Source organism: Pseudomonas sp. S3_A09, assembly GCF_054668065.1.
On the sequence record NZ_CP162752.1, the window covers coordinates 5,148,515 to 5,167,186 of the forward strand.

Annotated in this window: 23 protein-coding genes; 11 read left to right on the forward strand and 12 right to left on the reverse strand. The window is 61.2% G+C overall.

Annotation, left to right across the window (positions count from 1 at the left end):
* The first annotated feature begins 41 nt into the window (after nucleotides 1-41).
* Complete coding sequence (locus AB4N92_RS24050; RefSeq protein WP_010211001.1) at nucleotides 42-488, forward strand: GNAT family N-acetyltransferase; 447 nt, start codon at nucleotides 42-44, stop codon at nucleotides 486-488.
* A 4-nt stretch (nucleotides 489-492) separates the two neighbouring features.
* Complete coding sequence (locus AB4N92_RS24055; RefSeq protein WP_236267173.1) at nucleotides 493-732, forward strand: hypothetical protein; 240 nt, start codon at nucleotides 493-495, stop codon at nucleotides 730-732.
* Nucleotides 733-1,001: 269 nt separating this feature from the next.
* Here AB4N92_RS24055 and AB4N92_RS24060 read toward each other — a convergent pair whose 3' ends face one another.
* Complete coding sequence (locus tag AB4N92_RS24060; RefSeq protein ID WP_021491711.1) at nucleotides 1,002-1,946, reverse strand: GGDEF domain-containing protein; 945 nt, start codon at nucleotides 1,944-1,946, stop codon at nucleotides 1,002-1,004.
* Between the two features lie 249 nt (nucleotides 1,947-2,195).
* On the opposite strand from AB4N92_RS24060, the gene AB4N92_RS24065 reads away from it, so the two are divergent.
* Nucleotides 2,196-2,444 carry a DUF1652 domain-containing protein gene (locus AB4N92_RS24065; protein WP_010210998.1) on the forward strand — a complete coding sequence of 83 codons (249 nt, stop codon included), beginning with the start codon at nucleotides 2,196-2,198 and terminating at the stop codon, nucleotides 2,442-2,444.
* Here AB4N92_RS24065 and AB4N92_RS24070 read toward each other — a convergent pair.
* On the reverse strand, nucleotides 2,441-2,581 hold the full coding sequence (locus AB4N92_RS24070) for a hypothetical protein (RefSeq protein ID WP_010210997.1): 141 nt from the start codon (nucleotides 2,579-2,581) through the stop codon (nucleotides 2,441-2,443). The genes AB4N92_RS24065 and AB4N92_RS24070 overlap by 4 nt on opposite strands.
* 213 nt (nucleotides 2,582-2,794) lie before the next feature.
* On the opposite strand from AB4N92_RS24070, the gene AB4N92_RS24075 reads away from it, so the two are divergent.
* From AB4N92_RS24075 to AB4N92_RS24090, 4 genes are read left to right on the forward strand one after another with little or no spacing between them, the layout of a single operon-like run.
* A complete protein-coding gene (locus AB4N92_RS24075; protein ID WP_021491709.1) occupies nucleotides 2,795-3,106 on the forward strand; it encodes a YXWGXW repeat-containing protein in 312 nt (103 codons plus the stop codon).
* A 15-nt stretch (nucleotides 3,107-3,121) separates the two neighbouring features.
* Nucleotides 3,122-3,700, forward strand: a complete 579-nt coding sequence (locus tag AB4N92_RS24080; RefSeq protein ID WP_045792247.1) for an RNA polymerase sigma factor — start codon at nucleotides 3,122-3,124, stop codon at nucleotides 3,698-3,700.
* Entirely contained in the window at nucleotides 3,697-4,128 is a 432-nt protein-coding gene (locus AB4N92_RS24085) for a hypothetical protein (protein ID WP_010210994.1), read from the forward strand. The genes AB4N92_RS24080 and AB4N92_RS24085 overlap by 4 nt, the downstream gene beginning before the upstream one ends.
* Nucleotides 4,125-4,613 carry a periplasmic heavy metal sensor gene (locus tag AB4N92_RS24090; protein WP_045792245.1) on the forward strand — a complete coding sequence of 163 codons (489 nt, stop codon included), beginning with the start codon at nucleotides 4,125-4,127 and terminating at the stop codon, nucleotides 4,611-4,613. Before AB4N92_RS24085 ends, AB4N92_RS24090 begins: the two co-directional genes overlap by 4 nt.
* 56 nt (nucleotides 4,614-4,669) lie before the next feature.
* Here AB4N92_RS24090 and AB4N92_RS24095 read toward each other — a convergent pair whose 3' ends face one another.
* Together AB4N92_RS24095 and AB4N92_RS24100 are read right to left on the reverse strand one after the other, a co-directional pair.
* Entirely contained in the window at nucleotides 4,670-4,984 is a 315-nt protein-coding gene (locus tag AB4N92_RS24095; RefSeq protein ID WP_010210990.1) for an SCP2 sterol-binding domain-containing protein, read from the reverse strand.
* Nucleotides 4,985-5,040: 56 nt separating this feature from the next.
* Entirely contained in the window at nucleotides 5,041-5,751 is a 711-nt protein-coding gene (locus tag AB4N92_RS24100; protein WP_176332213.1) for a histidine phosphatase family protein, read from the reverse strand.
* Between the two features lie 193 nt (nucleotides 5,752-5,944).
* On the opposite strand from AB4N92_RS24100, the gene sohB reads away from it, so the two are divergent.
* Complete coding sequence (sohB, locus tag AB4N92_RS24105; RefSeq protein WP_010210988.1) at nucleotides 5,945-6,970, forward strand: protease SohB; 1,026 nt, start codon at nucleotides 5,945-5,947, stop codon at nucleotides 6,968-6,970.
* Between the two features lie 118 nt (nucleotides 6,971-7,088).
* Here the strand turns inward: sohB and AB4N92_RS24110 are convergent, their stop codons facing one another.
* Nucleotides 7,089-8,624 (reverse strand): MFS transporter, encoded by a 1,536-nt coding sequence (locus AB4N92_RS24110; protein ID WP_176332212.1) that lies wholly within the window; start codon nucleotides 8,622-8,624, stop codon nucleotides 7,089-7,091.
* Between the two features lie 150 nt (nucleotides 8,625-8,774).
* Here AB4N92_RS24110 and AB4N92_RS24115 point away from each other — a divergent pair, with 150 nt between their 5' ends.
* On the forward strand, nucleotides 8,775-9,671 hold the full coding sequence (locus tag AB4N92_RS24115; RefSeq protein ID WP_021491707.1) for a LysR family transcriptional regulator: 897 nt from the start codon (nucleotides 8,775-8,777) through the stop codon (nucleotides 9,669-9,671).
* Here AB4N92_RS24115 and dhaL read toward each other — a convergent pair.
* From dhaL to AB4N92_RS24150, 7 genes are all read right to left on the reverse strand, one after another.
* A complete protein-coding gene (gene dhaL / locus AB4N92_RS24120; protein ID WP_010210985.1) occupies nucleotides 9,628-10,275 on the reverse strand; it encodes a dihydroxyacetone kinase subunit DhaL in 648 nt (215 codons plus the stop codon). The genes AB4N92_RS24115 and dhaL overlap by 44 nt on opposite strands.
* A 3-nt stretch (nucleotides 10,276-10,278) precedes the next feature.
* Nucleotides 10,279-11,280, reverse strand: a complete 1,002-nt coding sequence (locus AB4N92_RS24125; protein WP_010210984.1) for a dihydroxyacetone kinase subunit DhaK — start codon at nucleotides 11,278-11,280, stop codon at nucleotides 10,279-10,281.
* Between the two features lie 56 nt (nucleotides 11,281-11,336).
* Nucleotides 11,337-12,452 carry an erythritol/L-threitol dehydrogenase gene (locus tag AB4N92_RS24130; protein ID WP_010210982.1) on the reverse strand — a complete coding sequence of 372 codons (1,116 nt, stop codon included), beginning with the start codon at nucleotides 12,450-12,452 and terminating at the stop codon, nucleotides 11,337-11,339.
* 27 nt (nucleotides 12,453-12,479) lie between these two features.
* On the reverse strand, nucleotides 12,480-13,235 hold the full coding sequence (locus AB4N92_RS24135) for an SDR family oxidoreductase (protein WP_069672662.1): 756 nt from the start codon (nucleotides 13,233-13,235) through the stop codon (nucleotides 12,480-12,482).
* A gap of 87 nt (nucleotides 13,236-13,322) precedes the next feature.
* Nucleotides 13,323-14,330 carry a substrate-binding domain-containing protein gene (locus AB4N92_RS24140; protein WP_010210978.1) on the reverse strand — a complete coding sequence of 336 codons (1,008 nt, stop codon included), beginning with the start codon at nucleotides 14,328-14,330 and terminating at the stop codon, nucleotides 13,323-13,325.
* A gap of 34 nt (nucleotides 14,331-14,364) precedes the next feature.
* Nucleotides 14,365-15,342 (reverse strand): ABC transporter permease, encoded by a 978-nt coding sequence (locus AB4N92_RS24145; RefSeq protein ID WP_010210977.1) that lies wholly within the window; start codon nucleotides 15,340-15,342, stop codon nucleotides 14,365-14,367.
* Entirely contained in the window at nucleotides 15,339-16,826 is a 1,488-nt protein-coding gene (locus tag AB4N92_RS24150) for a sugar ABC transporter ATP-binding protein (protein ID WP_010210976.1), read from the reverse strand. Before AB4N92_RS24150 ends, AB4N92_RS24145 begins: the two co-directional genes overlap by 4 nt.
* 283 nt (nucleotides 16,827-17,109) lie before the next feature.
* On the opposite strand from AB4N92_RS24150, the gene rpiB reads away from it, so the two are divergent.
* Together rpiB and AB4N92_RS24160 are read left to right on the forward strand one after the other, a co-directional pair.
* Nucleotides 17,110-17,571, forward strand: a complete 462-nt coding sequence (gene rpiB, locus AB4N92_RS24155; RefSeq protein WP_010210973.1) for a ribose 5-phosphate isomerase B — start codon at nucleotides 17,110-17,112, stop codon at nucleotides 17,569-17,571.
* A 63-nt stretch (nucleotides 17,572-17,634) separates the two neighbouring features.
* Complete coding sequence (locus AB4N92_RS24160; RefSeq protein ID WP_010210972.1) at nucleotides 17,635-18,615, forward strand: sugar-binding transcriptional regulator; 981 nt, start codon at nucleotides 17,635-17,637, stop codon at nucleotides 18,613-18,615.
* The last annotated feature ends 57 nt before the right edge of the window (nucleotides 18,616-18,672 follow it).

The following is an 18,672-nucleotide window of genomic DNA, read 5'->3' on the forward strand; positions in this document are numbered from 1 at the left end:
TCTATTTGCCTACAATTGCGTCCTCTATTAGGGAGGCCAGTATGCAAACGCTAATCCGCGTAGCGACGCAGGACGATGTCGACACGGTCTTCACCATTCGCACCTCGGTGGTGCAAAACCATTTGAGTACCGAGCAAATGGCCGATCTGGGTATCACGCCGCAGGTGCTGGCCGACAGCATCCGCGCGGCGCCCTGCGTTTGGATCGCCGAGGTGGATGGTCAGCCCGCCGCCTTTGCCATGGTCGACCTGGCCGAAGGCGAGGTGTTCGCAATGTTCGTGCACCCGACTTACGAGAATCGGGGCCTGGGCCGTCAACTGATGGCGGTGGCCGAGGCTGCGTTATTTGAACGCCACGACCGCTTGTTCCTGATCACCGACGGCCGCGACGGCATCCGTGCCAACGGGTTTTATCAGCGGTTAGGCTGGAGCGTGGTCGGCCCAGTGGACGGCGATGATGTGCGTTATGAGAAGAGCAGGGCGCAGTAACGTCATGAACGCACCAGAGCCGGCATCGTCCAACAGCTTTCGCTACTTTGTGCTCGGCGTGCTCTGCGCCGCGGTGTTGCTGGGAATCTATTTTGTGCGGCTCAACGCCGAGGTTGACCGCGAAAGGGAAGCGGCCAATGAACGCTTGGCACTGTGCCGGCAAGTGCAAAGTGTGGGGCGTTCGGTAATGCCACGTAGCCCTGAACCGCAGGAAGCTTGCAAGTCGTTGAATGGCACGCCGTGATAATCGAATAGCCCTTTTTTATAAGTGGAAATAGGGTGGGTAGTTGCACCAAAAAGTGGCACTTATAGACCTCGCTACCTTAAAAAATGTGTGGTTATTGAATGACTTACAGCGTTTTTAATCCGACGAAAGGATTAAAATAATCTTGTTGCGGCTTTTTACAATCGTTACTATAGCCGGGCGTTCACCTCCCACGGTTTATGCATTTTTAAATCCCAAGTTTCCATCAGCTACTTGGGATTTTTTTTGCCTGCAATTTGACCTTCGCGTCAGACTTCACTGTCAGCGAACTCCGCGCGCATCCGCCCATTGCGTTTGGCCTGGTACAACAACTTGTCGACCTCTTCGACAAATCCCAGCATCGGGCTGTCGGGTTTCACGATGCACGTGCCGACGCCCAGACTCAGGGTCAGCAGGTTCGACACCGCCGAAAAACCATGCTCGATCTGCTGCTGGCGAATCAGGTGCAAGCAACGCTGCGCCACCTGCCGGGCGGATTGCGCATCGGTTTCCGGCAGCAGCCACACAAACTCTTCACCACCGATACGCGCAATGAAATCCCGTGGCCGGTTAGCCGCCTGGGACAGGGTATGTGCAACCTGGCGCAGGCATTCGTCGCCTTTGATATGGCCGTAGTGGTCGTTGTACTGCTTGAAAAAATCGATATCCAGAATGATTAACGACAGCGGTAGCTGGCTGCGCTGGGCGCTGGTCCATTCGCGCTCCAACACGGTGTCGAACATGCGCCGATTGCCAATGCCGGTCAGGCCGTCCTGGTAGGAATATTCTTCCAGTTGTTTTTGCAGGCGCAGCAGGTGCTCTTCGGTCTTCTTGCGTTCGCTGATATCGAACATGAACCCGATCAGCGCTTCGACTTCGCCGTCCTTGCGCACCACGTGCACCACATCGCGAATCCACACGTAGTCGCCATTCACCGTCAGCGCGCGATAATCCGCCTCGTGGTCCACGCCGGCGCGGGATTGCGACACACAGAAATTCACCACGTATTCACGATCATCCGGGTGCATGCGCTCGACCCAGTCGTCCACGCTGACCCAACTCTGCGGGGGCCAGCCCAGCAGGGTTTCGATCTGCGGGCCGATATAGTTGAAGGTCATGGTTTGCCAATCGATGCGCCAGGGAATGGCCTTGGTCGACTCCAGCAAGGTCTTGTACACATCGCTGTCGGGCTGGCTCGGCGGGTCGATGCTCATGGTGGTTTTGCTCAAAGTGATGGCCAAAGGCCAACAGCGTCTTGTGATCGACGCGCCGAGTCAAGCGCTCGCCGGAGCAGCAGACGAGAGGTCGAAAAGACGGGTTTTCTGGCGTCAGTGATTCGGCGTTTTCAGGGCGAAATGAGGCCCGGCTAACACTTTTGCATGGATGCTTTCATGCCCTGCAGAACCTCATCTACGCTGTCTCTATCTCAATGACCGGGTGAGGCCCGGGGATGGGGACTTGTCATGATTTCATTCGTTGAATTCAACCGCATCATGGCTTCGGGTTTCCTGCCGCTGGCGTGCGATTGCACCTTGAACAGCGACGGCTCGTTGCGCATCAGCATCTTCGAGCCAGTGTCGGGCCGGGTTGATTTGCTGCTGACCGGCGTGTCCCCTGACGGTTTGGATAGCATCCGTTCCATCTCAAACCTGATTGGCGAGTTGCGCACCGAGATCAAGGCCGGGCGCCGTGGTTTTGCGGCGGTTGGCTAGCCGTTGACGCTGTGGGTCGGCGTATCGAGCGCGCCGTAATAGCGCCAGCAGCAATGGCGGTGTTCCGGCACGATCACGCAGCCGCTGAGGCTGACGATCAGCAATGCGGCAATCAGCAGGTAAAGTCGGCGGGACATGGTGTTTCCTCTTCGGTTGATCAGCGTTAATCCTTCAACGTCGCCATCTGCGTAAATCCGTCGCGAAGCTTTCAAACATTTCATCAAGCCCCTTCATCCCCTGGGCAATACTGCCTGCGTAAATAATCCGCGCGTCCTGCGACGGATTTTTCGACTTGCCCCGTTCAACCCATCAGCAACCGGCACTTTCGCTCGTTGCATGAAGGAGTTGCCATGAGACCCCTGGCCACAGTGCGCTTTGCCTTGCTTGCTCCGCTGACACTCGCCGCGTTTGTCAGCACCTCGGTGTTTGCCCAGACCGAAATCATCATCCGCCAGGCGCCGCCACCGGAGCGTGTGGAAATGGTTCCCGTGGAGCGACCGGGCTACGCCTGGGACCGTGGCCATTGGCGCTGGGAAGGGCGCGGCTATGGCTGGGTGCCAGGCCACTGGCAGCCGGTGATGCGCAATGCGCGTTGGGCGCCCGGCCATTGGGAGGCCCATGGTCCGAACTGGTACTGGCGCGAAGGGCATTGGATCCGCTGACCGAGAATTGCCCGATTGAAAGACTCTGATCCGGACGTTGAACTGCTCGCACGTATCGGCAACAACGACCCTGCGGCCGTCAACGAAATGGTGACGCGCAAACTGCCGCGTCTGCTGGCGCTCGCCAGCCGGATCCTGGGGGATGCCGACGAAGCCAAGGACGTGGCCCAGGAAAGCTTCCTGCGCATCTGGCGCCAGGCGGCGAGTTGGCGCAGTGGCGAGGCGCGTTTCGACACCTGGCTGCATCGGGTGGCGCTCAACCTGTGCCATGACCGATTGCGTCGGCGCAAGCAACGTCCTTTGTCCGAGGAGGAGGTGCTGGAGCTGGCGGACAGCGCAGCGCCTCTGGATGAGCAATTGGAAAGCGCCGACCGCAGCGCACGCATGGCCGCCGCCTTGGCCGCTTTGCCCGAGCGCCAGCGCGAGGCGATTGTGTTGCAGTACTACCAGGAGCTGTCGAACATCGACGCCGCGGCCCTGATGAACATCAGCGTCGAGGCACTGGAGAGCCTGCTGTCGCGGGCCCGACGCCAGTTGCGCAGCCAACTTGCCGATACATCCGGGCTTGCCCGCCCAGGAAGGGGAACATCATGACACCTGAACGATTTGCTTATCTGGCCGACGCCTATGGGGCCGACCTACAGCGTTGGCCTGTGGCTGAACGCGGCGCCGCCCAGGAGCTGCTCGACAGCGCTAACGCCAGTGCCCGTGAAGCGTTGAATCAGGCCGGTTGGCTCGACGCCGAACTGGACAGCCATCAACTGGCCTTGACCGACCCGGCGCTGGCTCGGCAGATCCGTCAGTCGGTGCCGCGTCGCGCGTCGTTCTGGTCGCGCTACGCCGGTTGGTTGTCACCGGCAGGGCTGGTGGGCGCCGGCATTGCGGGTGTCGTCACCGGCATGCTGGTGGCGTCCATGAGCGTGCCATTGCCATGGGTGTCCGCCGAGGTATTGCCCAGTGTGTTTGACCAGGGCGATGCGCAAGTCATCTTTACCGTCAACGCCGAGGAAGCCGAGCAATGAGCGCCCAATCCCTGAAACCGTGGCTGCTGGTCTCGGTATTGCTCAATGTGTTCTTGATCGGCGGGCTGGCTGGTGGTCTTTACCACTGGATAGCCAGCACCCAACCTGCCGAAGTGGTGGTCAACCAGCATGGGTTGCGTCAGGCCATGGTCAAGTTATCGCCGGAGCGGCGCAGGGAATTGCGCCAACTGTTGCGTCATAACACCGCCGATAGCCAGCCGCTGATCATGGCCGGGCGTGCGGCGCGCCTGGGGGTAATCAAGCAGATGGAAGCGCCGACGCTGGATCGGGGAGCGTTGACGACCGAACTGGCCCAGGCCCGCGAAGCCGACATGGCGCTTCGTGCATTGGTGGATAGCACGCTGGCGCAGTTTGCCAGCACCTTGGCGCAGGACGAGCGGCAAAAGCTGGTGGAGGCGTTGTACCAGCGTGGGCAAGGGAGGCCCAAAGGCAAGCTCAACGCGCCAACAATGGAATCAAAGTAGCAGGCAAAAAAATCCCGCCTGGAGAGGCGGGATCGGGCTTCAGGCGTGCCCGTGCATCACGCCGGGAACAGCTCGCTCAGTTTCATGGCCAGCATCATGTCGCCTTCGGTGCGCAGCTTGCCGCCCATGAAGGCCTGCATGCCGTCGGTCTCGCCGCTGACGATACCTTTCATGGTTTCAGCGTCCATCACCAGGGTGACCTGGGCGTCTGGGTTTTCGCCTTCCAGCAATTCGCAGGTGTTGTTTTTCACCACCAGCGAGAAGTTCTGGGTGTCGTCGATACGGAAACCGAACACCAGGTCCAGGCCGTCAGCGGCGGCTGGGTTGAATTTGGCTTTCATTGCTTCTACAGCTTTGGCTACGTCAGTCATGGTTTCGATCCTTTAGGGTAGAGTCCAGTGACCTTGGGGTCACGGTTGGCCGCAGTTCATCGGAACGTGATGAGCTGCGGCGCCTTCAACAGTTGCAAGTGGGTATGACTGTTGAAGGAAGCCAGTGCCACCTCGCGACCGCGGAATTTCAGCTGGTTGAGCGAGGTGTTAACAATTTGCCAGTTCAGTTCGAAGGCCTGGGCGGCAGGCATTCGGGTAATCAGGTGGAGCAGGGCGGTGATGGTGCCGCCGGAGGTGAACACGGCGATCTTCTGCGCGTTGTCCGCCGCCTCGAGCATCCGTTGCAGGCCTCCCTGCACACGCTCCACGAAACCCAGCCAGCTTTCCAGCCCCGGTGGGTCATAGGTGCCGGCCAGCCAGCGCTCGATGATCAGGGCGAAGATACGCTGGAACTCGCTGCGGTTCTGCGCGGCATTGCGCAGAATTTCCAGGGCTTCAGGTTCGGTGGTCAGCAGGTCGGGGAGCAGGGCGCGGATGATTGCGTCGGCGTCGAATTCGTTGAAGGCGCTGTCGATTTCCAGCGCCGGCACCGGCAGGCCCAGGGCGCTGTACTGATCGAAGGCGGCGGTGGCGGTGTGCTGCTGGCGACGCAGATCGCCGGCCACACAGCGGTCGAACACCAGGCCCATGTCGGCCAAGTGGCGGCCGAGCACTCGTGCCTGTTCCACGCCGACGGGCGACAGGACGTCATAGTCGTCTGCACCGAAGGAGGCCTGGCCATGTCGAATCAGATAGATGCTGCCCACGTCCGTTTTCCCGGTACGTTGAAAGTCTGGCGAGGTTATGAGGATGCCTGCGAGCTGTCAATGAAAAAACATACGCTTGTTTTAAAAGCTCGTTGGAGGGCGCCTGGTGGCGGTTTGAGCACTGGCTCCCGGCAAGCCCCGTCGGTATGCTTGGGCAATCCGCGCCTGGCGCACCGCACCTGTAAGGAGAACTATGGATTTTCTGGCCGAATACGCGAGCTTTCTGGCGAAGACCGTGACCCTGGTGGTCGCTATTCTGGTGGTACTGATCAGTTTCGCGGCCCTGCGCAGCAAAGGGCGTCGCAAATCCGCCGGCCAGTTGCAGGTCAGCAAGCTCAATGACTTCTACAAGGGCCTGCGCGAGCGCCTGGAATCGACCCTGCTCGACAAGGACCAGCTCAAGGCCCTGCGTAAATCCGAAGGCAAGGCCGAAAAGAAGAAGGGCAAGCAGAAAGCCGAGGCCAAGCCACGGGTGTTTGTGCTGGATTTTGATGGCGACATCAAGGCTTCCGCCACCGAAAGCCTGCGCCATGAAATCACGGCCTTGCTGAGCCTGGCCACGCCGAAGGATGAAGTGGTGCTGCGCCTGGAAAGCGGCGGTGGCATGGTCCACAGCTACGGCCTGGCCTCATCGCAGCTGGCGCGTATCCGCCAGGCAGGGGTGCCGTTGACCGTATGCATCGACAAGGTCGCAGCCAGCGGCGGCTACATGATGGCGTGCATTGGCGAGAAAATCATCAGTGCGCCGTTTGCCATCCTCGGCTCCATTGGCGTCGTGGCGCAGTTGCCTAACGTCAACCGCCTGCTGAAGAAGCACGACATCGACTTCGAAGTGCTGACCGCCGGTGAGTACAAGCGCACCCTCACGGTGTTTGGCGAAAACACTGAAAAGGGCCGCGAGAAGTTCCAGGAGGACCTGGACATCACTCACCAACTGTTCAAGAACTTCGTCTCGCGCTACCGCCCGCAGTTGGCGATTGATGACGTGGCGACCGGAGAAGTGTGGCTGGGTGTTGCAGCGCTCGACAAGCAATTGGTCGACGAACTGCAGACCAGCGACGAATACCTGGCCACCAAGGCCAAGACCGCCGAGGTGTTCCACCTGCATTATGCCGAGCGCAAGAGCTTGCAGGAGCGAGTCGGGCTGGCGGCCAGTGGCTCAGTGGACCGCGTGTTGCTGACCTGGTGGAGCCGGTTGACCCAGCAGCGCTTCTGGTAACCCGACCTCCAGAACGTAGACGCCCCCCTGTGGGAGCGGGCTTGCCCGCGAATGCGATGTCTCAGTCAGTGCATCTGCTCCTAACACACCGCATTCGCGAGCAAGCCCGCTCCCACATTCAGTTCGGTGCCCGCAGGGGGAGTTGTGGTGGGGCTGAAGGTATCGGGTTACGCATCAACATCCCCACCACCAGCGCCCCCATCAACCCCAATACGCCCGCCACCCACAACACCGCGCTGAACCCACCCACGAACGCCTGTCGCGCCAGCGGCTGCACCAGTGCGCGTGCCGACTCCGGCAACAAACCCATCGCTGCCGACATATCCCCGGCGACTACGCGTGAAGCAATGCCGTTAACCTGAGCCTGCCATTGTGCGCCGATGCTTGCGCTCAACAACTGCTCGCTATGACGGCTCAATAACGCCCCGTACACGCCGATCGCCAACATGATCGCGCTGAAGCGCATGGTGGTGCTCATGCCCGAAGCCATACCGGCACGGTCTCGCGGCACACAGACCATGATGTTTTTCTGCGTGTCGCCATTGAGCAGACCTGCCCCGGCGCCTGTAACTGCAATCGCCAAGGCAAAAGGCAGGTAACCTCCCACGTTTACCGCCCAGGCACTCAAGAGGTTGCCACTGCCCACCAGTGTCAGGCCACCAGCCATCATCGTAGCGGGTGTCAATCGCCCCGCCAGGCGTGCGCCAATGCGTGGGCAGATCAACAGGGTCAGCGCAAACGGCAACATGCCCAGGCCCGAGTCAATCGCGGAGAACCCCAGGCCGTTCTGCAGGTAGAACGGCAACAAGGTCATCATCACTTGGGCGCAACCGGCGTAGGCAAACATCCCCAGCAAGGCTCCGATAAAGCGCGGGTGGCGGAACAGTTGCAGGTCGACCATGGGCCGCTGTTGCACACGTTCGACGAGGACAAATACACCCAGTAATGCCGCGCCGCCGATGAGCCGGGCGTAGGTCAACGGGTTGTCCCAGCCAATGCGATTGGCTTCGATCAGGCCCCACATCAAGCACAACAGGCTGGCGCTGAAGGCCAGGCTGCCCCAGGGGTCGAGCCGTGCCGACTGGGTATCGCGGGATTCCGGGATTGCACGCAGTACCAGCGCCATCAAGGCCAGGCCCACTGGCAGGTTCAGATAGAAAATCCAGCGCCAGCCCAGGTACTCGGTGATCAAGCCGCCCAGGGTCGGTGCGGCGGTCATGGCCACGCCCATGCAGGCGCCCCAGAAGGCCCAGGCTTTGGCCCGTTCCACATCGTCGTGGAAGGTGTGGCCGATGGTGGCGAGTGCCGAGGTCAACAGCAGGGCTGCGCCGACGCCTTTGATCGCGCGAGCGATGTCCAGAAACAACGCGTTGGGCGCGGCACCGCAGCCGAGGGACGCCAGGATAAAGATGCTCAGCCCCCAGACCAGGGTTTTCTTGCGGCCGAAGCGATCGGCGATGCTGCCGGCGGGTAACAACAGTGCGGCAAAGGCCAGCATGTAGGCGCTGACGACCCATTCGATGTCGGCAAAATTTGCTCCCAGATCACGGGCGATGCTGGGCAGTGTGACGGCGACGATGTTCGTGTCGAGCACGATCAGCGAACAGACGCCGGACGCCGTCAATAAGGTGAGGCGCGGACTGACTCGGCTCATGATTGAATTACCTTGCAGGCAATGCGGAAAAGACAGTTGACGGACATTGCAAAGGCTCTCTAGTGTTCACGTGCCGTTAGCTTAATCTCGGCCGGCGACGTCTTTGTTAGCCGCCGTGAAGCACTTCATTACCTTTGAGCTAATCCTGTTATGGACATCCGTCATTTTCGCTACTTCCTGGCTGTAGCCCGCCAGCGCAACTTCACCCGGGCCGCCGAGCAGTTGGGCATTGCGCCACCGACGTTGAGCCGCCAGATCCAGGACATGGAAACGACGCTGGGTACGCGCTTGTTCGTCCGCCAGCAGCGCGAGGTCAGCTTGACCGAAGCCGGCGCCGCCTTGCTGATCGAAGCCGAAGCTACCGTGCGCCAGTTCGAGTTCGCCCAGCGCAATGCCCAGCGCGCTGGGCGTGGCGAGATCGGTCATATCCAATTGGGCTACGTGGCGTCGGCGGTGTATTCGGGGCTGTTGCAGCGGCAAATGCAGGCGTTCGCCCAGGCGTTTCCGGATGTGAGCGTGAATGTGCGCGAATGTGCGATGGCGACGTTGCCTGGCGCGGTGGCGGACGGACGTGTCGATATCGGTTATATCCGCTCGCCCATGACCCTGCCTGAGGGTGTCGAGGCGGTGCGTCTGGACAGTGAGGGGTTTGTATTGGCGCTGCCGCAGGACTCGTGGCTGCTGGGCCTCAAGGCCATCGGTTGCGAGCACCTGCAAAACGAGACGTTCATCTTGCCGGAGCAAATCAGTGGCACCTTGCAGGTGGCCGCGCAAGGCGGCTACGCGCCGCGCCTGGGGCCGCAACCCGGTGGATTGGTGGCGGTGGTGGCGCTGGTGTCACTCGGGCAGGGTGTGGCGGTGGTGCCGGCGTCAATGGTGGGGCATGTGAGTTTGCCTGGCGTGGTGTACCGCAGCATTCAGGGCAGTGACGCGTCGTCGTGGCTGTCGCTGATTCACCGGCGCTTCGAGCAAGCGCCGGCGGTGGCGCGGTATCTCCAGCAGATCAAGCAGACAGTCGCGGCTGTACCGAGTCGGCCAGGCGCGTAAGGATCAGGCAACACGACACGGCGCCGGCATCCAACACCCCGAGGGAGCGTTCGCCCAGGCGACTGGCGCGGCCGATCTTTGCCACCAGGTCCTTGGTCGAGTCGCGGCCCTGTGATGCGGCGGCTTTCATTGCGTCCAGTGCTTCGCTGAAGGAGGCCCCCGTGGCGTGTGCCTGCTCAAAGGCTTCGACCGCCGGTATCAAGGTGTCCATCAGGCACTTGTCGCCCACCCCCGCTTCGGTAATGTCCTGCAACGAGGTCAACCCGCCGCGCAGCAAATGAGCAAAAGTCGCGGCGTCGATGTCGTCGCTGTTGCGCACTTCATCGGCCATGCCGATAAACAGGCTGCCATACAGCGGACCCATGGAACCGCCGATGCCCTCCATCAGGCTGAGGGTCAGCTCGTCGAGTGCTTCGGCCAGGGTCAGTTGGCGTCCTTCGAGGGTGCGCCCGCAATGGGCGAAGCCCTTGGCCATGTTGATGCCGTGGTCGCCATCGCCGATGGCGCCGTCGATTTCACTGAGGTATTCACGGTTGGCGACGATCACGCTGACCAGGTCGCTGACGATGGCGCCGCCGTCGCGGGTGGAAAAATACTGGCTCATGGTTCACTCCGCCTGGGTCATGCCGATGGAGCGGCAGGGTTGATCGATCAGGGTTGTAAGCTCGGCGTCGAGGCCGAGCAGGGTCAGGGTTACGCCCATCATTTCCAGGGACGTGAAGTAATTGCCCACATAGCAACGGTGAATCTTCAAACCTTTGGCCGTGAGCTGTTTTTCGACCTCGGCGTAGAAAATATACAGCTCCATGACCGGCGTGGCGCCCAGGCCCGAGACCAGCACCACCACGCTGTTGTCCTGGCTGAAGTCGCGGTCGGCAAGGATCGGCGCGAGCATGCGTTCGGCCATGGCGGCGGCCGGTTCGATCGGGATTACGTCGATGCCCGGTTCGCCATGATGGCCTATGCCGAGTTCCATCTGGCCGTCGGGAATCTGGAAGTTCGGCTTGCCCACTGCCGCAATGGTGCACGGCGTGAGGCCGATACCAATCGAGCGGCAGTGGTCGACGGTCTTCTGCGCGACCCGGATCACGCCGTCCAGGTCGTAATGCTGGGCGGCAGCGGCGCCACCGATCTTCCACATGAAGATTTCCCCGGCCACGCCACGGCGCTTGGCAATCTCGGCTTTGGGCGCGGACGCCACGTCATCGTTGGCGACCACGGTGCGGATACGCATGTCTTTGCTGGCGGCCATTTTCATCGCCAGCTTCACGTTCATGTTGTCGCCAGCGTAGTTACCGTAAAGGCAAGCCACACCTGCGCCATGGTCGGCTGCGCGAAACGCGTCGAAAAAACTCTTGGCAGTGGGCGAGGAGAAGATCTCGCCGACGGCCACCGCATCCACCAGTCCCGGGCCGACATAGCCGAGAAAGGCCGGTTCATGGCCCGACCCGCCCCCGGTGACAATGCCGACGCGGCCAGGCCCAGAAGGCTTGGCCTTGACGATGACGCGTGGGTTGGTCTCGTACTGGCGCAGTTCGGGGTGCGCGACCAGAATGCCGCGCAGCATGTCCTCGACCACCTGGTCCGGATCGTTGATGACTCGATTCATAACGCGGGTTCCTGTTCTTGTTGTTAACGGTAGGCGCAGAAGCGGTGGGTGCGTGGTCAGGGTTGCAGAACCACCTTCAGCGACTTATCGCCGCGCTCCATCACAGCGAACGCTTCCTTGAAATCCGCCAGCGCAAATGTGTGTGTCACGACGTCGCGCATGTCGATCTTGCGGTTGCCGATGAAATCGATGGCGCGCGGGTACATGTACGGTCCCAGGTGCGAGCCCAGCACGTCCAACTCCTTGCGGTCGCCAATGATCGACCAGTCCACGGTGGCCTCGTCATTGAACACGCTGAATTCGACGAAGCGGCCCAGCTTGCGCAGCATGGCCAGGCCCTGGTTCACCGCCTTGTGGTGCCCGGTGGCCTCGATGTAGATATCACACCCGTAGCCGTCGGTGATCTCGCGGATTTTCGCCAGCACGTCCTCCTCGGCCGGGTTCCAGACCTCGTCGGCGCCCATGCGCAGGGCGAGGGCGGCGCGCTCCGGCTTCATGTCCAGGACAATGAGCTTTTTCGGGTTGCGCATGCGCACCGCGCCGATGATCCCGAGGCCTAGCGTGCCAGCGCCGGCGACCACCACCACGTCGTCGAAATCCACATTGGCGCGTTCCGCGGCGTGCAGTGAGCATGCCAGTGGTTCGATCAGGATTGCTTCGTCCGGGGCGATAGAGTCCGGCACTTTGTGAATGATGCCTTCCTTGGTGAAGATCATGTACTGGGCCATGGCGCCCTGCACATTGTTCTGGAAGCCATACAGGTCGTGCTTCTGGCACATCCAGTATTGACCGTGGTTGCAGAAGCGGCAGCCCCAGCACGGCACGATTTGTTCGGAAATCACCCGGTCACCGACCTTCACCCCTCGTTTCTCTGCGCCTGGGCCCAAGGCAACCACGCGGCAGACGAATTCATGGCCGGGGATCATGGGCGGTTTCACGTAGCGGGGTTGTTCGGCGTCACCCCAGAACGACGGGGCGCCGCGATAGGTCTTGATGTCGCCCATGCAGATGCCGCACAACTCGACTTTGGTGAGGATTTCATCGGGGCCCGGCACGGGCACGTCGACGGTTTCCAGGCGGTAATCTTCCGGGCCATGGCAAACCACGGCCTGCATGGTTTTCGGGATGACCGGGGACAGTTGTTCAGGTGTGCGTTCGGTGACGGTGGACATGACAAAACCTCACGACAAGAAGATGAATTACTGAATGCTGTAGCCGCCGTCGATCACCATGTTGGCGCCGGTGATCATCTGTGCGGCATCGCTGAGCAAGTACAGCGCCAGCCCGGCGATTTCTTCCGGCTGGGCAAAGCGGCCCGCCGGGATCTGCAATTTGGCCTTTTCACCCACTTCGCCGGCCCAGGCTTTCTTGCCCAGGGCTGTCTCGACGATGGTCGGGGAGATGGCATTGACGTTGATCTGTGGGGCCCACTCCATGGCCAGTACCTTGGTCATGCCGACAATGGCGGCCTTGCTTGCGCAGTAGGCGACATGCCGGTCCAGGCCAATCACGGCGGCCTGGGAAGCGAGGTTGACAATGCGCCCGCTGCCTTGGGCGAGCATGTGCCGGGCGCAGGCCTGGGCCACGAAGAAGCTGGCCTTGAGGTTGATGTCCAGGGTGGTGTCCCAGGCGCTTTCGCTGACATCGACGGCCTTGTCCAGCAGCACCACGCCGGCGCTGTTGATCAAGTAATCCAGGCGTTGGAAGTGTGCGAAAACCGTATCGATGGTGTGTTGTATCTGGCCGATCTGACCGAGGTCGACGGCAATGCCCAGATGCCCGGCGCCCAGGCCGGCGGCTACCTCGACCACCGCGGGGTCACGGTCCAGCAGGGCCACGCGCGCGCCGCGTTCCACCAGCAGGCTGGCGCAGGCCAGGCCGATCCCGGCGGCGCCACCGGTAATCACCGCGCAACGGCCGGTCAGGTCGAAGGCTTGGTTCCAGAATCCAGACATGAATAACTCCATTTTCGAAAACGGTGGCGGTCCGATATGGGGGCGGTGGCGCCCCCACATTTGGCACGCATTTACAGGTCAAAACCGTTATTTGCCGCCGCTGACTTGTTTGTACAGTGCATCGGCGTTGGCATTGGTGACCGGCACCCACGGCAGGATGTAGTTCTTGGCCGTGCCGTCACCCCATTTCACCTCCTTGGCATAGCGCTCCCAGATCACCGACTGCGGCTTGTAGTCCTTGCCGGCCAGTGCGCGCAGCGCCACGTCCAGCGCGCCCTGGGACTGTGCCTGGGCGTCTTGCAGGAAGGTGGTGACTTCGTCTTTTTTCGCCGCCTGGATCGCGTCGGGCATCCCATCGATCGAGGTGACGGGCACATCCTTGGAGGTCAGCCCGTGGGACTTCAGGGCCTGTACGGCGCCGAGGGCCATGTCATCGTTCTGCGCGATCACGCCGTTGATCCCTTTGGGGTGGGCGTTCAGCCAGTCTTCGGTCAGTGCCAGGGCCTGGGCGCGGTCCCAGTTGGCGGTCTTTTTCTCGATGATCTTGATGTCTGGGTGTTTGCCCAGCACTTCCAGTTCGCCTTTTTCCCGGTCGATCTGCGCCGACTGGCCAATCGGCCCCTGGATGATCACCACGTTGCCTTTGCCATTGAGCTTGTCGACCATGGCCTGGGCCTGCAGGCGGCCGCCCTCGACATCATCGTTACCCACATACGGCACGGAGGCATCGGCTACTTTCGTATTGGAGGCGATGACCACCACGTCGTTGCTCATGGCCGCCTTGACGGTGCCGACGCCGGCCTTGGTGTCGATCGGTACGAACAGGATGGCGTCGTAGCGTTGGGTCACCATGTTTTCGATCTGGTTGTTCTGGGTGAGGGCGTCGTAGTTGCCGTCGAACACGGTCAACTGCACGGTGCCGTCCTTGACCGCCGGGTGTTCCTTGAGCTCGCGGACCCAGTTCTGCATGAACTGGCCCTTGAGGCCGTAGACGGCTGCGCCGACCTTGTAGGTCTTGCCATCGGCGGCCATGGCGATACTGCAGGCGAGCAGGGAGAGGGCCGCTGTGGCGGCCAGGGTGGTACCAAGTTTCATGAGTAGAACTCCGGTTATTGTTGTAGGTCGTTCTCTAGCGTTTTTTCTTGCGCCACACGTCGATCAGTACTGCGAACACGATGATCAGGCCCTTGGCGACCTGTTGGTAATAAGAGGACACGCCGAGCAGGTTCAGCCCGTTGTTGATCACCCCGATCAACAGTGCGCCGAACAGCGTGCCGACAATGCTGCCGGTGCCGCCCGACAAGCTGGTGCCGCCGATCACCACGGCGGCAATCGCGTCCAGCTCATAGGAAACCCCGGCCTGGGGCAGGGCGGAGGTGGTACGGGCCGATAGCACCACGCCAGCCAGTCCGGCGAGCAGGCCCGAGACCACGTACACCGAAAACATCACCTTGCGCACGCCGATGCCTGAGGTGCGTGCGCTCTTTTCATTGCCGCCCACCGCGTACACATAGCGGCCGTAAGTCGTGTAACGCAGCACCATCCAGAAGATCAGTGCGACCACGGCAAAGATGATGATCGGCACGCCGATCGGGCCGATCTTGCCGATGCCCAGCGCCAGGTAGGCGTCGGGCAGGTCGGTGATCGGGCTGCCATCGTTGAGGATGAAGGTCATGCCGCGCGCAATGCTGAGCATGCCCAGGGTGGCCACGAACGGCGGGATCGATAAGTTCGCGACCATGAAGCCGTTCACCACGCCAAGCATCGCGCCTGCAAACATCCCGGCACTGACCGCTGCCAGCAGGCCATAACCCTGGGTCGCGACCATGGCGCTGCACAACCCGGCAAAGGCCAGGATCGAACCCACCGACAGGTCGATGCCCTTGGTCAGGATCACATAGGTCATGCCTACCGCGAGGATGCCGTTGATGGAGGTCTGGCGCAGGATGTCCATCCAGTTGCGCCAGGTCATGAAGTACTCGCTGGAGAACGCCATCACCACGCACAGCAGGATAAACACCAGCGGCAGGCCGAAACGGTCGAGGGACAGACGCAGGCGATTGCGCGGCGCGGCAGTAACGGGGGCTGTGATGGTTTTGGCATTCATGAGGCAAGTCTCAACAAGGCTTCCTGGGAAAGGGCGGTGTCGGTGCTGATGGTCACCAGCCGGCCGCCCTTGAATACGGCGATGCGATCGCTCAGGTGCAGCAGCTCCGGGGCTTCCGAAGACACCACAATGGCGGCGCCACCGCCGCGTACGAATTGGTCGAGCAGGTGGTAGATCTCCTGCTTGGCGCCTTCATCGATGCCGCGGGTCGGTTCGTCGCACAGCAGGCAGACCGGCTCGGTGGACAGGCATTTGGCGAGTACCACTTTCTGCTGGTTGCCGCCGCTCATGGACGCCACCGGTAATTCCAGGGACGTGGTCTTGATCTGCAGGCGCTTGACCATGTCCTCGGCCAGCTGGGTTTCCTTGCGCGCATTGATCAGCGACCAACTCGACAGGCGCTTGTAGGCCGACAGGGCAATGTTGGAAAGAATGCTGCCGGTGAGCACCAGACCGCTGTCCTTGCGGTCTTCGGTGACCAGGGACATGCCGGCATTGATGGTCGCCTTGGGCAGTCCGATCGGCATGGGTTTGCCTTGCAAGGTGACGCTGCCGGAGTCCGCGACCGTGAGGCCGTAGATGCAGTTGAGGAACTCGCTGCGCCCCGAGCCCATCAAGCCATAGATGCCGAGGATTTCGCCTTGGCGCAGTTGCAGGCTGATGTCGTGGAACTCCCCGGCGCGGCTCAGGTTGTCGACTTGCAGGCAGGTGTTGGCAGCGCATTCGCGGCCGACCTTGTGGTCGATGCGGGTCAGTTCCTGGCCGACGATGCCGCGTACCAGATGGTCGCGATCAATGTCCGCCATGCGCCCGCTTTCAACAAAGGCGCCGTCGCGGAAGATGCTGTAGTCGTCGGCGATCTGCGCCAGTTCGCTCAGGCGGTGCGACACATAGACGATGCCGGCGCCCTGGGCAGTCAGGCGGCGGATGGCCTTGAACAGGGTTTGCGCCTCGTGTTCGCCGATGGCCGAAGTGGGTTCGTCCATGATCATCACCTGGCAGTCATGGCTGAAGGCCTTGGCGATTTCCACCAGTTGGATCTGCGCGACGCTCAAGCGGTGCATCGGGCTGGTGGCATCGACGTCGAACTCAAGGCTGTCGAGCAATTCGCGGGTGCGGCGGTTAAGGGCCTTATTGTCGACGATGCAACCGGCGCGGCGTGGTTCGCGCCCCAGCCAGATGTTCTCGGCGACTGTCATGTAGGGGATAGGTTCCAGCTCCTGGGTGATCATCGCGATCCCCGCTGCCAGCGCTTCACTCGGGCGGTTGAACTGCACCGGCGCGCCGTTGAGCAGAATGCTGCCGGCGTCACGCTGGGTGATGCCCATCAGGATGCTCAGAAATGTCGATTTGCCCGCGCCATTGCCGCCGCACAGGGCGTGGACGCTGCCGGCCCGCAGAGAGAGGCGCCCGTCACGCAAGGCTGGGACCCCGGCGTAAGCCTTGGCGACGTGTTCAGCCTGGAGCAGTAATGGCCTGGCCATTGGCGTGTCCTCGTGCTGTGAATTCTTATTAGGTCGCACAGTCATGTTTCGCTGTGAGCATATGTGTATCAAATGAAATTCTGATCAGTCAATCTCTTTCATGTAAAAGCCATAATTCTGATCTTATCCGTGAATAACGCCTATTTAGGCGCCATTGACTGGCGAGTCAGTTAAATCATGCTTGACAGTGAGGGGTGGTTGATCGCGAAATGTGTGAGCATAATTTCACTGACTGATCATATGATCGGTCATAAACACGATCACAGCAGTGGAGCCAGACGCCATGAACACACCTTTCCCGGTGGCTATCGGATGCGATGAAGCGGGTTTTGAGCTTAAAGAGCTGTTGAAGCGCCATATCGAGGCGCTGGGTTACCCGGTGACCGACTTCGGCACCCATTCCACCGCGCCCGTGCTTTACCCGGACATCGCCCTGGCCGTGGCCAACGCGATCAATGCCGGGCAGCAGCGGCTGGGTGTGTTGGTGTGTGGCACCGGGATTGGCATGGCCATCTCCGCCAACAAGGTGTTGGGCATTCGCGCGGCCCAGGCCCACGACACCTATTCGGCGGAGCGGGCGCGCAAGAGCAACGATGCGCAAATCCTGTCCATCGGTGCGCGGGTGATCGGTGCGGAGCTGGCCAAAAGCATCGTCAAATCGTTTTTGGAGTCGGAGTTTGAGTCGGCGCGTTCCGGCGCCAAGGTCGAGCGTATCAATGCGATCGAGCGCGACGGGCATCAGTAGTGGACTAAACGGGGCAAGAGTCGGGAGAATGCGCCTTTGACGCCGAAACGGAAGCCCGTCCCCATGAGTGACAGTACCCAGCGCATTGCCAGCGATATCGATCAGATGACCGAAGTGGCGATGCTCTATTACCTCGAGAACGTCACTCAGGAAGCCATCGCCAAGCGCTTCGATCTGTCGCGGGCAAAGGTCAGCCGCCTGCTTAAGCGTGCGCGCGATGAAGGGATTGTCGAGGTGCGCGTGCTGCAGCATCCGGCAATGAACAATGAGCTGGAGCGCGCGTTGGTGGAGCGCTTCAAGCTGGATCGCGCATTGATCGCCGTCGACCACAGTGAGCCTGACACCCAGCGCTCGGCCGTCGCCAGCCTGGTGGCCAACTACCTGAACAAGACGTTGAGCGACGGCATGATTGTCGCGGTGGGCATGGGGCGCAACGTCGGGGCCGTGGCCGACAACGTGTTCTTGCCGGTGACACGTAATTGCACATTTGTCTGCGCCATCGGTGGTTCGCTCAAGGCCGGCGAATACATGAACCCCGACCATATCTGTCGGCGCCTGGCGCTGCGCTTCGGGGGGGAGAGTGAAAGCTTGTATGCTCCGGCCCTGGTGGCGAACCCGGAATTGCGCGGGGTGCTGATCAATAACGACACCGTGCGCTCCACGCTGGATCGGGCGCGGCGTGCGGATATTGCGTTGATCGGTATTGGCGACATGAGCGAAAACAGCAATATGGTGCGCATGGGGTGGTTTTCACCGCAGGAAATCGCCCAGGCGCGTTTGTCCGGCACTGTCGGCGACATGATGGGGTATGACTTTATCGACATTCACGGCCAGCCTGCGGTCAACGCCATACAGGGCAGGGTGATTGGGTTGACGGTGCCGGAGTTGTTTCGCATCCCGGATGTGGTGGCGATTGCCAGCGAGAACACCAAGGCGGCGGCGACCCTGGGGGCGTTGCGGTCGGGGGTGATCAATACGCTGGCCACGACGGTGACCAATGCGCACACCATTCTGGCGTTGGACGACGCTACCCGAAAATCCTGACGCCTGCAGGGGGGTACAGATTTAGTAATAGTTTCGCGCTGTAGGAAATTTGTGTTT

What these genes read in the sequence shown, in the direction of transcription:
- sohB (WP_010210988.1), top strand. Translation starts at nt 5,945, where the DNA reads ATGGATTTTCTGGCCGAATACGCGAGCTTTCTGGCGAAGACCGTGACC.
- AB4N92_RS24115 (WP_021491707.1), top strand. Translation starts at nt 8,775, where the DNA reads ATGGACATCCGTCATTTTCGCTACTTCCTGGCTGTAGCCCGCCAGCGC.
- AB4N92_RS24095 (WP_010210990.1), bottom strand. Translation starts at nt 4,984, where the DNA reads ATGACTGACGTAGCCAAAGCTGTAGAAGCAATGAAAGCCAAATTCAAC.
- dhaL (WP_010210985.1), bottom strand. Translation starts at nt 10,275, where the DNA reads ATGAGCCAGTATTTTTCCACCCGCGACGGCGGCGCCATCGTCAGCGAC.
- AB4N92_RS24050 (WP_010211001.1), top strand. Translation starts at nt 42, where the DNA reads ATGCAAACGCTAATCCGCGTAGCGACGCAGGACGATGTCGACACGGTC.
- AB4N92_RS24085 (WP_010210994.1), top strand. Translation starts at nt 3,697, where the DNA reads ATGACACCTGAACGATTTGCTTATCTGGCCGACGCCTATGGGGCCGAC.
- AB4N92_RS24140 (WP_010210978.1), bottom strand. Translation starts at nt 14,330, where the DNA reads ATGAAACTTGGTACCACCCTGGCCGCCACAGCGGCCCTCTCCCTGCTC.
- AB4N92_RS24090 (WP_045792245.1), top strand. Translation starts at nt 4,125, where the DNA reads ATGAGCGCCCAATCCCTGAAACCGTGGCTGCTGGTCTCGGTATTGCTC.
- rpiB (WP_010210973.1), top strand. Translation starts at nt 17,110, where the DNA reads ATGAACACACCTTTCCCGGTGGCTATCGGATGCGATGAAGCGGGTTTT.
- AB4N92_RS24145 (WP_010210977.1), bottom strand. Translation starts at nt 15,342, where the DNA reads ATGAATGCCAAAACCATCACAGCCCCCGTTACTGCCGCGCCGCGCAAT.
- AB4N92_RS24150 (WP_010210976.1), bottom strand. Translation starts at nt 16,826, where the DNA reads ATGGCCAGGCCATTACTGCTCCAGGCTGAACACGTCGCCAAGGCTTAC.
- AB4N92_RS24125 (WP_010210984.1), bottom strand. Translation starts at nt 11,280, where the DNA reads ATGAATCGAGTCATCAACGATCCGGACCAGGTGGTCGAGGACATGCTG.
- AB4N92_RS24160 (WP_010210972.1), top strand. Translation starts at nt 17,635, where the DNA reads ATGAGTGACAGTACCCAGCGCATTGCCAGCGATATCGATCAGATGACC.
- AB4N92_RS24060 (WP_021491711.1), bottom strand. Translation starts at nt 1,946, where the DNA reads ATGAGCATCGACCCGCCGAGCCAGCCCGACAGCGATGTGTACAAGACC.
- AB4N92_RS24065 (WP_010210998.1), top strand. Translation starts at nt 2,196, where the DNA reads ATGATTTCATTCGTTGAATTCAACCGCATCATGGCTTCGGGTTTCCTG.
- AB4N92_RS24055 (WP_236267173.1), top strand. Translation starts at nt 493, where the DNA reads ATGAACGCACCAGAGCCGGCATCGTCCAACAGCTTTCGCTACTTTGTG.
- AB4N92_RS24070 (WP_010210997.1), bottom strand. Translation starts at nt 2,581, where the DNA reads ATGTCCCGCCGACTTTACCTGCTGATTGCCGCATTGCTGATCGTCAGC.
- AB4N92_RS24130 (WP_010210982.1), bottom strand. Translation starts at nt 12,452, where the DNA reads ATGTCCACCGTCACCGAACGCACACCTGAACAACTGTCCCCGGTCATC.
- AB4N92_RS24110 (WP_176332212.1), bottom strand. Translation starts at nt 8,624, where the DNA reads ATGAGCCGAGTCAGTCCGCGCCTCACCTTATTGACGGCGTCCGGCGTC.
- AB4N92_RS24075 (WP_021491709.1), top strand. Translation starts at nt 2,795, where the DNA reads ATGAGACCCCTGGCCACAGTGCGCTTTGCCTTGCTTGCTCCGCTGACA.
- AB4N92_RS24135 (WP_069672662.1), bottom strand. Translation starts at nt 13,235, where the DNA reads ATGTCTGGATTCTGGAACCAAGCCTTCGACCTGACCGGCCGTTGCGCG.